The following is a 13,160-nucleotide window of genomic DNA, read 5'->3' as shown; positions in this document are numbered from 1 at the left end:
TCCCTTATAGAATCAGCCTTTAGGTTTAAAAATCAGTGCCCCGATGAAACCGAAAATGACAGCAGCTGATATACCAGAACTTGTAATTTCGAACATCCCGGTCAAAACACCTACCAGCCCATGCTGCTCGGCCTCCTGTAACGCACCGTGGACCAGCGAGTTTCCAAAGCTGGTGATTGGAATTGTTGCACCGGCGCCTGCAAAGTCGATTAGAGGCTCATAAAGACCAAAGCCATCAAGTATCGCTCCAATCACTACAAGCAAACTCATCGTATGGCCCGGTGTCAATTTTGCTATATCGAACAGCAGCTGGCCAAATACACAAATCAAACCTCCAACAACAAAAGCCCAGAAAAACATTGGCAGCATTTACGATTCCTCCTTTCTATTTCATTTCAATCGCAACAGCGTGTGCAATACAAGGTATGGTTTCCTTCTGTTGGAATGAAAGCGGCGAAAGCAATGCACCTGTCGCTACAACAAGTATCTTCCTATAGATGCCATTTTTCATCTGATTCAATAAGTGGCCATACAAGACCGAAGCCGAACAACCAGCACCGCTGCCGCCAGACTGAACTGGCTGATCCTCTTTATAGATCAACAGTCCGCAATCCTGAAACTGCTCTCTCGTAATTTCAAGGCCGGCCTGCTGCAATAGGTCATATGTAGTAGCCTGGCCAATCCTTCCGAGATCTCCTGTTACGATTAAATCATAATAGGACGGCTGACGATTCAAATCCTTGAAATGGGCGATGATCGTATCTGCAGCTGCTGGCGCCATCGCTCCCCCCATATTAAACGGATCGGATATCCCCATATCGACCACCTTCCCAATGGTGGCTGACGTTGTGACGATTTTCCCCCGCTTATCTGAGTTATCTGTCAGCACTGCCGCTCCTGCTCCTGTGACTGTCCACTGTGCGGTAGGAGGCTTTTGCCCGCCATATTCTGTTGGGTATCTGAATTGCTTTTCCGCCGCTGAGTTGTGGCTGGACGCGCCAGTTACCACCTTTTTTGCTCCCTGATAGTTGATGATAAAGGATGCAAGCGCTAGACCCTCCATTGAGGTAGAGCATGCGCCAAAAAGTCCGAAATATGGGATTGCCATCGTCCTTGCAGCAAAGCTGGTAGGCGTGATTTGGTTAATCAAATCACCAGCCAGCATGAATTGCATATCTTCTTTTTGGAATTCCCCTTTTTGCAATGCCGAATTGATGGCCTCTTCAAGCAAAACTCGATGAGCTTTCTCATAGGATTCTTCCCCCATCCATAGATCGTCATGAAGGACATCGAAATCCGCTGCAAGCTTCCCTTCCGACTCAAAGGGACCTCCAGATGACCCCCATGATTCAATGACCGGGCTATTGTTGAATTGCCATGACTGCGTTCCAATCAACATTTAAAGCACCCCCATCATTGTCAATAAAGTCTTGATCAGTGCAACGACAAATGCTGCAAATACGCCAAACAATATGACGCTTCCTGCCAGCTTGAACATATTTCCCCCAACACCAAGGACAAAGCCCTCTGTTCGGTGTTCAATCGCTGCCGATATCACCGAGTTCCCAAATCCAGTCACCGGAACAGCACTGCCTGCCCCGGCAAATTGGCCGATATGGTCATAAACCCCAAACCCGGTCAACAGCATCGAAAGGAATATCATCGTGGCTACCGTCGGGTTCCCGGCTGTCTGTTCGGTAAAATCAAAGAAATATATATAAAAATAAGTGATCGCTTGTCCAATAGTGCAGATCAGACCGCCAACCAAAAAAGCCTTTATGCAATTCTTCAATACTGGCCGCTTGAGCTCGTGCTTTTGTTCAAGCTGCTGATATTGCTGCTGTTCTGGAGTCATCTTTTGCTTCTTTTTGTCCCCCATCTCACCCATCCTTTCTTAAGTCATTTCTTTTTTCAATGAAATTATCCGCTGCAATTCTTTTTCTGCTTTCTTATCAGGATAGGCAGGATCTTTCATTCTTTCACGAAGCTCGACCGCCTCAATAAAGATCTTGAAATCACTTGAAACAATGAAATTTTCACCAGGATAATTTTTTTCCAGCTTCTTATTGATTTCTTTTTCAATCGCTTTCATGTTGAAACGCTTCATGTGCTTTACTTTGTAAGCAACCAGTGTATCTTTTTTCCCGGCAATCACAGCGACGTCAAAAATCGCATCAAGTCCAGCTATATCTTTTTTTACCTTCTCAGCAAGCTCGAGATCCTTTTCCTCAAGATCATTAGTCGCACCCGGATCAGGATTGACCGATTGGATCATGGAAGCCCTGCTCTCTGGGGATGTCTTCCCAAAAGAACATCCAGCAATACCGACTACAAGCATCGTCAGTACTGCGATTGTTTTTATTGTCTGTTTTATATTCATCCTTAATCCCCTTCTATGATTCATCTGATTGGTTAAAATTATTTTCCACGTCCAAAACCTAATTTATGAATTTTTTATTTCGGGTTTTATTTCCATATCATTGTAAGAACAACTTTAATATCCCCCAGCTTTCACTCCCTGAATACAAAAATCGCCTGCCAGTTGTTTGGCAGACGATGAATTTATGCTTTCTTTCTCTTTTTCCCGCAGCCACAGCCGCGTTTTCTGCGTACGCGTCTGGTTGAGGCTGTTTTACTATTTTGGCTTTCTTCGCTTGGATTGCTGCTATCCTTCTTTTGTTTTTCCTCCATGATGACAACCCCTTCATTTAGAGTCCATATGGTAGCTTATGAACAAGTCTACTTAGGGGTTCTGGACGATTTCATTAAATCCAGCTGGTTAATCCTTAATGAGGACATGCTGGATTAAGGAGGCAATACCCGCAATTGCCAGTATGGTGATGGCCGGAATCGCCAGCGGAGGATACAACACATATCCAAAATACAAAAATGCCGCTGACCAAATGCCAGTGCACCAATGGCAGCTTAACAACTCACCGATCCAATATTTCAAACCAGTACCTTTAATTTCTATATAGGTTTCCGTGCTCCCATCCTCAAGGGTCTCCACCACTGTCTCATGAAATGGCTGACGGAGAAATTCAGTAATCACATCATATACAATCAGTCTCGTCAAGCGGAAGCTCGCCATCCCCAGAAGAAATAAATCCAGCCAACTTACCATAATCTCACCCACTTTTGTTTTTGTTGGATTCAATACAGCTTATGCTGGGCAATTTCCTATGGATAGGCACGAGCCTGTCCACTTTTGTCATTAATTTTTGTTGAAACATATTGAAAATTAGACAAACACCCACACCATTAGGATGGCGATTCATATTCTATTAAGGACAATAGGTCATATCAACAAAAAGGAGATGAACTTATTATGGGTTGCAAAAATAAGAACCATGGTGAGGATAACTGTGTGTGCGAAGTCCTCAGAGCGATAGCAGATGCACAGGATGAAGTGGATGTAGACAACGATTGTGATGTCAGCTGCAATAAATCCATCCAGGAATTGCTTGCAGGTGCACAAACTCCTACTACTGAGTTGGATACAATCCCGGTAATTCTATATTGCGGTGACTGCCAGCCGTTCGAAGGGTTTGGAACTCGCATCCGCACAAATGGCGGCGGACCACAAATGCTTGACTGCTTCAACTCTTTCTTCTTCCGCGTAACTTCTGTGGATGATAACTGTTGCGCTAAACTCGAGCTTCTTGCTACTCGCGGTGACCAAGGAGAAAGCTTCGACACTCCTTGCGAGCAAATCACGACTGGCGGATCAAGAAATGAATTCTTCAGGACTGGTATCTGCTTAACTGTAGACCTGGATTGCTTCTGTGCAGTCACATGCCTTGACCCAGTTGCAGCTTCACCACTTTCAAGCCTTCCTGGCAATACAAGATAACCAAGGCTGGAAAATCAGGCTTACCTAAATGGTAAGCCTTTTTTATAATCCAACCCTCTTGATGTCGATTAAATCCTCCTTCGGAATACTTACGCTTTTCTTCCTGGGAGTTACAGATTGGATGAACAATACTTCTCCCTTCATTTCGATAAAAAATCCCTTATATGATCTTCCCACCGTAATGAATTCGTATTTCACCTTAGCTACAGATGCGGGAACAAACTTTAAGTGTTTGATTTTTTCCTCCAATGTATAATCATTGAAACTTCTCTTCCCTCGGACATCGGACTGGTCAGATTGAATGTTTTCTTTCTCTTCAACTTGGTGGTTTACTTTCACTTCAGATGACTCCTTATCCTCAAAAATCATTTCTTTAGTTACAAGGACATCACCCTGTTCTTGCAGAATCTCAGATGTATCGGGTTCACTTTTAATCGTATAATTTTTTTGCATATCAGCTTGGGGCAGATCAATAACAGGCTGATTGATGTAAAACAAAGGAGATTGCTTACGACTTCGCTTTCTTCCCATTTATGGCACCTCCAAAACTTCGCTCACCCTATATGTATGCGGCCGCCCAGGATAGGTGCCGGAATCATGAATGAATTTGCTTGAAAGGAGTCATAAATGCTGAAAATAAATAAGGCCCGCTCAGGCGGCGGGCCATGTGTTTCTATAAGATATGGAATCCTGAATCAACGTGGATGTTTTCGCCAGTGATCCCGCGTGACATGTCGCTGAAAAGGAATACTGCCGTATCGCCGACTTCTTCCGGAGTAGTATTTCGTTGAAGCGGAGCTTTCTCTTCAATCTCCTTCAAAATCGAGTTAAAATCACTTACCCCTTTAGCAGATAGTGTGCGGATTGGACCGGCTGAAATCGAGTTTACACGAATATTGTGCTTTCCTAAATCCGCAGCAAGATAGCGGACACTTGCATCAAGTGATGCTTTTGCCACTCCCATGACATTGTAATTCGGGATCGCACGCTCGCCGCCAAGATAAGTCAAAGTCACGATGCTCCCACCTTCCGCCATCAGTTCTTTTGCTTCCTTGGCAACAGCTGTCAGGGAGTAGGCGCTGATATTATGGGCCAGCAGGAAACCATCGCGTGTAACATTCATATAGTCTCCCTGCAGCTCTTCCTTGTTAGCGAATGCGATACAGTGGGCAACACCGGAAATCGAACCTGCTGCTTCCTTGATTTCTTTGAAGCATTTAGCGACATCTTCGTCACTTGTAACGTCGCAAGGTAAAACTAAATAATTTTGATCGAGTGATTCCGCAAGTTCCCTGACACTATTCTCCAGACGCTCACCGGCATAAGTGAAAATCAAATTCGCCCCGGAATTGTGGAGAGATTGAGCAATACCCCAGGCGATGCTCCTTTTATTGGCTACACCCATTACTACGTATGTTTTTCCGTTCAATGAAAGAGTCATTTTAAAATATCCCCCTGTTAATACAAGTTATTAGTACCTAGTGCTAATTCTACACCATATTTTTTCATTTGAAAAGAAAAACCCGTCGGGAAGACGGGTTTACGTTCCAAATCAGCACCAAAAACAGAATTCGAGTTCTCTTTTCAGCTCATCGACATATTCTTTTGATCCTGTGACAATCAAACGGTCATTCAGTCTCAGCTCGGTATCTCCATGAGGCACGATTGATTCATTTTCACGCAGGATCCTGACAAAGATGACATCTCCTGTGAATGGGAAACGTCTGAGAGTCATACCGTCAAAATGATCATTGAGCATTCTGATTTCATGCAGGGAATTTTCCTGATGTGTCAAGATGGTCATGACACCTGGTGATTCAATCATCGCACGCAGCAGCGACTCAGTTGAACGAAGAACAGAGAATACTTCAATTCCCTCTTCCTGGGCTTGCTCAGCAAGGTCTGGACTTTCAATCCTCGCGATGACCCTTTCAACTCCACGTTCCTTTGCGCTGACCGCGATGGTCGCATTTAGGTCGGGATCCCCTGTAGATATAACAATGATATTCGCATCATACACTTCAACCTTATCGAGTGTATCAATATCATAATTGTCAATTTCAATGATTTCAAAAACAGTGTCCGCCAGTTTTTCCGCCTTATCCTGTTTTGTATGAAAAATGACTGGTTCGTAAAGAGAAGATTGAAGCGCTCTTGATACCGGAAGTGTCATCTGGTTGGCGCCAATAAACGCCACCTTTACTTTAACTTCCTCTGCTTTTTCTTCAGGGAACAATTTTTTAAATAAAATTGGTGTCAAAACACTGGAGATGACTGCCACCAGAATCAGTGTTCCACTCATCTGCGGTGAAATCATTTCCATTCTTTCACCAATCGTTGCTGCAGCGATGACGAGTGACAATGTGGAGGTCAACAGGAAGCCAGCAGCGAGAACCGTCTTTGTGTCGTACCATTTTTTCAAAAGATATACCGGGACCATTTTTGACAAAAACAAAGCCAAAAGTAATAGCGGTATCAATAATAAGAGCTTTTTTTCACTGAACAGTGACCATAAATCGAGTTCGACCCCCACCATCACGAAAAAGATGGGAATCAGAAAGCCATAGCCAAATGAATCAAGTTTATGGACCATTTCCTGGTCAGGTGCCAGCAGGGAAACAAGGACACCTGCAAGGAATGCCCCCAGGATATTTTCCGCGCCGACTGTTTCTGAGATGGCAACCAATAAAATAATCAAGGCAAAAACCGCACGGGTGCCAATTTGTGTGGTACCAGTGGACAATGCATTAATGAACGTCCTATTTTTGAAGGATCTGCCGATGAAATAAAGTGCTACACCAGCAGCAAAAAGCACGAGCAGCAGCCATGTGTTGCCACCGCCAGTATCATAAAGGGATACAAAGACAGCAAGCAGGATCATGGTGGCAAGGTCTGCAATGACAGCTACCAATAAAATGATCTGCCCAATATTTGTTTTCATTAAATGTGCGTCCTTAAGAGTAGGAACTACCACTCCAAGAGAGATTGTCGAGATGATCAAGGTCATCAAAAATACATTCTCAATAAACCCTGCAAGCACGAATAAATACGACAATCCAAGAGAGGCAATGAATATCCCGACAAATATGACAGAAGCGACGACAAACGTATTTGGTTCTTTTTTGCTGTTGGGTTTTGCCCTGCCTTTATTTTTCCCGCCAGAGAATGCAGTGAAGTCAATCTCCAACCCACTCAAGAACATCAGGAATAAAAATCCCAAGGTGGACAATGTGCTGAGCCATGCATCCTCATGGACAATGTTGAAGCCACTTTTACCGATAATCAAACCCATGATGATTTCAGCAACAACTACAGGTATGAAACTCAATTTTAAGCGGTGTAATATAATAGGTGTTAAAAATGCAACAATAATGACGATCACAAGTGATGTAATCGAAGCATGCTGTTCCATCCGCTCCCTCCTTTTATATAAGAATTAACAGTAATTAATGCTGTTTTGCCTTGCAAAAGATATTATTAGATAAGATAACTCATAAAAGCAGTAGCAATCCCAAAATAAATCAAAATACTGATAATATCATTGATCGTTGTGATAAATGGACCTGATGCTACCGCAGGGTCAATTTTCAATCTGTGCATAAGCAGCGGAACAAGCGACCCGGCCAGTGTGGCGATGATTAATGTTATAAAGATCGATATACCGACTAAAATCCCAAGAAAAAATTCACCTTTCCAAAAGTAAACAACAAATGCAACCAGGATCCCGCATACCGCTCCGGTAATCAATCCTGTACCAGCTTCCCTCAGAATAATGCTCCATTTACTTTCTTTTTCAAGATCTCCAGTGGCAATTCCCCTGACAGCCACAGCAAGGGCCTGGGTACCAGTGTTGCCAGCCATTCCGGCAATCAAAGGAATGAATACAGCCAAAATTGCAACCTTATCCAATGTAGCCTCAAATCTTCCAATCAGGCTTGCTGTGAACATCCCTAAAAAGAGTAAAATGATCAGCCATGGCAGGCGTTTCTTGGCGGCTGTAAATGGATTTCGGTCGACTGTGTCGAGGTCTGCAATACCTGCCAGCTTGGAGTAGTCATCCGATGCCTCTTCTTCCATTACATCAATGATGTCATCGACCGTTATGATTCCAAGGAGATGGTTTTGGAAATCCACGACAGGAAGAGCGAGGAAGTTATAATCCCGCATCATCCGCGCTACTTCTTCCTGGTCCTCTCCTACCGAAACCGAGACCACCCGTTCATTCATCACTTCACCGATCATCGTCTCGTCATCCGCCACGATCAAGTCTCTCAAGGAAATGACTCCAGCAAGTCTCTTCTCCTCATCGACAACAAAAATATAGTAAATCGTTTCAGCCCTGGGTGCTTCTTTTTTCAGGATATACATGGCCGACCTGACCGTCTGGTTGGCAGAAATCGCAATGAATTCTGTCGTCATGATACTTCCTGCTGTGTATTCTTCGTAATGCAGCAAATCCTTGATTTCCTGCGCAGCTTCCTCATCCATGATTGTCAAATAACTGGCAACCTGATCTTTGTCAAGCTCATTCAGGACATCCACCGCGTCATCGGCATACATATTTGACAGCATGTCGGCCGCGTAGTTAGGATTCATCTGCGCCAAGACATCCTTGAAATCCTCTTCATCCGCTTCCAGGTTCTCGAACAGATCAGCCATCTCTTCAGGTGAGAGGAAATTATAAACTTTAGCTCGATCTTCGTCATCTAGTTCACTGAAAAATTCAGCCTGGTCGTACGGATGCAAATCTAAAAATTCCGCACGGAAATCATCAATTTTCTCAGAGTAAAGTGCTTCCAACAGCAGTTCAGAATTGATTTGCTGCCTGGATGCTGATTCTTGACGTTCTTCAGACATACACCTTACCCCCTTTCCTTTATGTACATTTCATTATACTAGCATTTAATGAAATCTTTGTCTTTTATCTTCTCTTTTTCCCATGAAATTAGATGGTAATATAAGTTTTGTAACCGTAAGTTTTCAAGGCTCGCCTTTTCAATAATATTCCCTTTTTTAATTTAAACTTTTCTTTTTTTCACGAGCGGGAATGATAATCGATAAAAAGGAGGATGGCTCCATGAAACTAGATATTATTGGCGATATCCACGGCTGTTTTGCCGAATTTGAAGAGATCACCAAAATTCTTGGATATGACTGGGATTCTGGCATTCCGATCCACCCGGAGCACCGGAAGCTTGCTTTTGTCGGAGATCTGACAGACCGGGGACCAGAGTCACTGAAAACTGCAGAGCTAGTTTGGGAACTTGCCGTGAAAAAAAAGGCTGCTTATTATGTTCCTGGAAACCACTGCAATAAGCTGTATCGATATCTATTGGGCAATAAAGTACAGACAGCCCATGGGCTTGAGACAACTGTTGCAGAATTTCTGTCACTGGATGCGAAACAGAAAAATTCTTTCCGTGAGAAATTCCTTAAATTATATGATTCAGCGCCTTTGTACCATGTACTCGATGAGGGGCGTCTTGTCATAGCCCATGCAGGAATCCGTGAAGAGTACATAGGAAAAAGCAATTCAAAAGTTAAAACCTTTGTTCTTTATGGTGATATCACCGGCAAAAACAATCCAGACGGGACTCCCGTGCGCCGTGATTGGGCGAAGAATTATCAAGGAAGTGCGGTCATCGTTTATGGCCATACACCGGTGAAGGAACCAAGAATCCTGAATAATACCTATAATATAGATACGGGAGCTGTTTTTGGCGGTAAACTGTCAGCTCTTCGTTATCCTGAAATGGAATTAATATCTGTTCCCTCAACCATGCCTTTTGTTCCCGAAAAGTTCAGGGAGATATAATAAATACCCATACAATGAACAAGCTAACCACTTGAATTAGTGGTTAGCTTTGTCCGTTTATTTGCCAATAAACATTTGTGTCCAATAGTTTCCTTGTGATGTATGGCCAACACCAATATGTGTGAAATTCGGACTTAAAATATTTTTTCGATGGCCTTCGCTGTTCATCCATGCATTGACGACTTCTTCAGGACTCGGCTGTCCCATCGCAATGTTCTCCCCAGCTGAATTATATGAAACCCCGAAGTCCCTCATCATATCGAAAGGTGAACCATAAGTAGGGCTTGTATGCGAAAAATAATTCTTCGCCTGCATATCATTTGATTTTTCCTGTGCAACATTACTTAAGGCTGTATCAGGCTGCAGGTTTGACAGGCCATTTTTACGGCGCTGTTCATTTGTCAGGTCAATGACTTTTGATTCAAAATCACTGATCTCCGTTCCACTTGGCGCTGCTTTTTGCTCTGGAGCTGGTGCAGCTTCCTGTTCCGGTGCCTGTCTTTCTTGTGGAGCTGGAGCTGGCGCTGCTCCTTGCTCAGGAACAGGTGCTTGTCTTTCTTGTGGAGCTGGAGCTACCTGATCAGGTGCGGGTGCTTCTTGCTGTGGAGCAGGAGCAGCCCCCTCTGTTGGTGCAGGAATCCCTCCCCTTTGGAAATCAGGAAGTTCAACGTCAATGCCTCGCTGCAAATCTTCACGCATATTATTAAGATCTGCTTGTTGGCCTTCTGTTAATGTCAATCCGCCTTCCGTCATTTCGGTATGAGGATATTTTGAACTTGGAATCTCAGTACTGTAAGAGTTAGGGTCAACTGTAATATACCCATCAGGCATTTGCATGATTTCACTTGTTGCATTCATGCCATTCTGATTAATCTTAGGACCAGTCTTATTTCCTTTAGCAGCATTTATTTCAGCTCTTCGTCTTTGCTGCTTTATTCTGTTGGCATCATTATCCCAATAACCAGCCTGGTCTTTCCCCAGGGTGGTCACCCTGTTATCACGCAAATCCATCGCTTCATCATTGTTGGTATTGCATGCTGCAAGACCTAATAACATGACAGCAGAAACTGCTATTACTTTTCCGTTTTTATAGATGTTCAAGTGCTGCTTCCTCCTTCATATTTCATTTATTACTTCTTTATCGTTTGATTTTTCGAGTGGATTTATCTGATGAAATATTTGAGAGAAATGTAAAAAAGGCAAATCGCTTTTATAACGATCTGCCTTCTTTCAGCACTTCCTGCATATCCTTTGGGAGACTTGCGGTAAAATGCATTTCCTTATGTAAAAAAGGGTGGGTGAAAAGAAGTTCCCGGCAATGCAATGCCTGTCTTGCTATTTTATTTTTATTGCCCCCATATAAAGTATCACCAAGCAGCGGATGGCCAATAAAGCTCATGTGTACCCGGATTTGATGGGTCCTGCCGGTCTTCAGCCTGAGGTGTATATGAGTGAAGACACCATACCGTTGAGCAACCTTAAACAGAGTACATGCGTATTGTCCATTTGAATGGACTTCCCGCTCGATGATGCTGTCAGGTTTCCTCGCAATCGGAGCTTCAATGGTTCCCTCATCCTGCTCGATGATTCCTTCAGCTAATGCCTCATAGCTCCGGCTTACACCGCCAGAACGCTGCTGCTTACTGAGCAAATGATGAACATGACTATGTTTCGCAATCAGCACCAGCCCTGACGTATCCCTGTCAAGCCTGGTAACGATATGGGTAGTAGCAGATATTCCGTTTTCTTCATAATATCCGATCAGCCCGCTGGCAAGACTGCCATACGGATGCTCCCTGGAAGGTATCGTGTTCATGCCTGAAGGCTTATTCACCACCAGTAAGTAATCATCCTCATAAATAATGGAAAGAGGGAACTTTTCTCCCTTCATTCCCTCAGAAGGAATTTCAGGAGGGAATTCAATTCTGACTCGATCATCAGGCTTTAAGATGTACCTGACATTCACTTCCTGACCATTCACGGAAATAAATCCGCCCTTGAACTTAATATCAGTAAGAGCCGATTTAGAGATTTCCATCTGTTTGAGAAATTCCCTCAGCATCTTTCCCTCGTCAGAAATCCCGGCAGTAAATTCCATTGTGAAGTTTTTCGCCATATCAGCGGCTCCTGTCTTCGTTGTTTCGATTATTACGTGTCCATTGTCCATTAATTCGGTTTCTTAGACATTTGGGACTTCCATATGCATTGAAATGTCCATTAAAACCAGTTTCTTAGACATTTTGGACTTCCACGTGCTCTGAAATGTCCATAAAAGCCGGTTTCTTAGACATTTTGGACTTCCACGTGCATGGAAATGTCCATTAAAACCAGTTTCTTAGACATTTTGGACTTATACAGACATTGAAATGTCCATTAAAGCTGGTTTCTTAGACATTTTGAACTTCTATATGCATGGAAATGTCCATTAAAACCGATTTATTAGACATTTTGGACTTTCACGTGCTCTGAAATGTCCAATAAAACCGATTTATTAGACATTTTGGACTTTTACGTGCTCTGAAATGTCCAATAAAACCAGTTTCTTAGACATATTGGACTTTCACGTGCTCTGAAATGTCCATTAAAGCCGGTTTCCTAGATATTCTGGACTTCCATGATCGTTGAAGTGCCCCATTAAAAGGCTCTTCCTTTTCGGGAAGCCGAAATCACCCTTAATCACTATCAGAGATAAAGGAATCATGCACCCTTTTCCAGAATGGGAAGGGACGGAATCGCGCGAAACGGATTTTTTCATCCGCAACCCGGAATTGGATCGATTTCACATCTTTATGCAATAAGGTCAAATGGTCCACTGTCACCTGGAAATCAGGCCTGTTGACAGGTTTCAAAGTACAAGTATGGTGGTCAGGCAGGATCAGCGGGGATCCCACTGTCCTGAACACCCGGTTATTGATGGATGCCATTTCTGCTACCTGGATCGCTCTCAGGGATGGATGAAGGATTGCCCCGCCCAGTGCTTTGTTATAAGCTGTGCTTCCGGATGGCGTGGATACGCATAAACCATCTCCGCGGAAACGTTCAAAATGCTGGCCCCTGATTTCAACATCCATGACCAGTGTACCTTCAACTGATTTTACGGTGGATTCATTCAGGGCAAGATACCTGGTTTCCCTGCCGCCGTGCTGGTACCTGATAATAACTTCAAGCAGCGGATATTCAATCACCTGGTACGGTGTTTTTGCCACGGCAATGACAAGTTTTTCGATTTCTTCAGGAACCCAGTCTGCATAAAAGCCTAGGTGTCCTGTATGTACTCCAATGAATGCTGTTTTATCCAGCCTGCTGCTGTAACGATGGAAAGCATACAAAAGCGTGCCATCCCCTCCGACAGAGATACAGATGTCCGGCTGGTCTTCATCATATTCTAGATCAAAGTCCAAAAGATACGTCCTCATTTTATGCATCAATGTATTAGACCGGGAGTCTCCCTTTGAAGTAATCGCGAATTTCATGTATCAAACACCCCTGCAT

The 13,160-nt window shown here is 43.6% G+C and carries 15 protein-coding genes; 2 read left to right on the top strand and 13 right to left on the bottom strand.

Translation table 11 applies throughout. From position 1 onward, the window contains the following. Nucleotides 1-12: 12 nt before the first annotated feature. From spoVAE to QNH36_RS07430, 6 genes are all read right to left on the bottom strand, one after another. Nucleotides 13-369 carry a stage V sporulation protein AE gene (spoVAE, locus tag QNH36_RS07455; RefSeq protein ID WP_144474587.1) on the bottom strand — a complete coding sequence of 119 codons (357 nt, stop codon included), beginning with the start codon at nt 367-369 and terminating at the stop codon, nt 13-15. Between the two features lie 16 nt (nt 370-385). Further along, nucleotides 386-1,399, bottom strand: coding sequence for a stage V sporulation protein AD (spoVAD, locus tag QNH36_RS07450; RefSeq protein ID WP_144474586.1), 1,014 nt, complete (start codon nt 1,397-1,399; stop codon nt 386-388). Further along, nucleotides 1,400-1,879 (bottom strand): stage V sporulation protein AC, encoded by a 480-nt coding sequence (spoVAC, locus tag QNH36_RS07445; RefSeq protein ID WP_144474585.1) that lies wholly within the window; start codon nt 1,877-1,879, stop codon nt 1,400-1,402. 15 nt (nt 1,880-1,894) lie between these two features. Continuing rightward, nucleotides 1,895-2,380, bottom strand: coding sequence for a YhcN/YlaJ family sporulation lipoprotein (locus QNH36_RS07440; protein ID WP_186326630.1), 486 nt, complete (start codon nt 2,378-2,380; stop codon nt 1,895-1,897). A gap of 182 nt (nt 2,381-2,562) precedes the next feature. Next, nucleotides 2,563-2,691: a hypothetical protein gene (locus QNH36_RS07435; protein WP_260983502.1), complete on the bottom strand. Its 129-nt coding sequence runs from the start codon at nt 2,689-2,691 to the stop codon at nt 2,563-2,565. Nucleotides 2,692-2,779: 88 nt separating this feature from the next. After that, the gene (locus tag QNH36_RS07430) at nt 2,780-3,124 is read right to left on the bottom strand and encodes a DUF1360 domain-containing protein (RefSeq protein ID WP_144474584.1); all 345 of its coding nucleotides are present in this window, start codon (nt 3,122-3,124) and stop codon (nt 2,780-2,782) included. A 204-nt stretch (nt 3,125-3,328) separates the two neighbouring features. Here QNH36_RS07430 and QNH36_RS07425 point away from each other — a divergent pair, with 204 nt between their 5' ends. Then, the gene (locus tag QNH36_RS07425; protein WP_144474583.1) at nt 3,329-3,853 is read left to right on the top strand and encodes a CotY/CotZ family spore coat protein; all 525 of its coding nucleotides are present in this window, start codon (nt 3,329-3,331) and stop codon (nt 3,851-3,853) included. Nucleotides 3,854-3,895: 42 nt separating this feature from the next. Here the strand turns inward: QNH36_RS07425 and QNH36_RS07420 are convergent, their stop codons facing one another. The 4 genes from QNH36_RS07420 to mgtE all read right to left on the bottom strand — a co-directional run bounded on the left by QNH36_RS07420 (nt 3,896) and on the right by mgtE (nt 8,710). Beyond that, nucleotides 3,896-4,384, bottom strand: coding sequence for a CotO family spore coat protein (locus QNH36_RS07420; RefSeq protein WP_144474582.1), 489 nt, complete (start codon nt 4,382-4,384; stop codon nt 3,896-3,898). Between the two features lie 142 nt (nt 4,385-4,526). After that, complete coding sequence (fabI, locus tag QNH36_RS07415) at nt 4,527-5,294, bottom strand: enoyl-ACP reductase FabI (protein ID WP_144474581.1); 768 nt, start codon at nt 5,292-5,294, stop codon at nt 4,527-4,529. Nucleotides 5,295-5,405: 111 nt separating this feature from the next. Further along, complete coding sequence (locus QNH36_RS07410; protein ID WP_251544085.1) at nt 5,406-7,265, bottom strand: monovalent cation:proton antiporter family protein; 1,860 nt, start codon at nt 7,263-7,265, stop codon at nt 5,406-5,408. A 65-nt stretch (nt 7,266-7,330) separates the two neighbouring features. After that, nucleotides 7,331-8,710, bottom strand: a complete 1,380-nt coding sequence (mgtE, locus tag QNH36_RS07405; RefSeq protein WP_144474579.1) for a magnesium transporter — start codon at nt 8,708-8,710, stop codon at nt 7,331-7,333. A 220-nt stretch (nt 8,711-8,930) separates the two neighbouring features. Here mgtE and prpE point away from each other — a divergent pair, with 220 nt between their 5' ends. Beyond that, entirely contained in the window at nt 8,931-9,668 is a 738-nt protein-coding gene (gene prpE / locus QNH36_RS07400) for a bis(5'-nucleosyl)-tetraphosphatase PrpE (RefSeq protein ID WP_251544089.1), read from the top strand. A 57-nt stretch (nt 9,669-9,725) separates the two neighbouring features. Here prpE and QNH36_RS07395 read toward each other — a convergent pair whose 3' ends face one another. The 3 genes from QNH36_RS07395 to QNH36_RS07385 form a co-directional block, all read right to left on the bottom strand. Next, a complete protein-coding gene (locus QNH36_RS07395; protein ID WP_283905013.1) occupies nt 9,726-10,769 on the bottom strand; it encodes a CAP domain-containing protein in 1,044 nt (347 codons plus the stop codon). A 109-nt stretch (nt 10,770-10,878) separates the two neighbouring features. Continuing rightward, complete coding sequence (locus tag QNH36_RS07390; protein WP_283905012.1) at nt 10,879-11,784, bottom strand: RluA family pseudouridine synthase; 906 nt, start codon at nt 11,782-11,784, stop codon at nt 10,879-10,881. 556 nt (nt 11,785-12,340) lie between these two features. Beyond that, complete coding sequence (locus QNH36_RS07385) at nt 12,341-13,141, bottom strand: NAD kinase (protein WP_144474576.1); 801 nt, start codon at nt 13,139-13,141, stop codon at nt 12,341-12,343. Nucleotides 13,142-13,160 lie beyond the last annotated feature (19 nt).

The organism is Mesobacillus sp. AQ2 (assembly GCF_030122805.1).
Lineage (GTDB): Bacteria > Bacillota > Bacilli > Bacillales > Cytobacillaceae > Mesobacillus > Mesobacillus oceanisediminis_A.
Note: the sequence above shows the minus strand (reverse complement) of the source record. Positions and strands in the feature narration are given on the sequence as shown.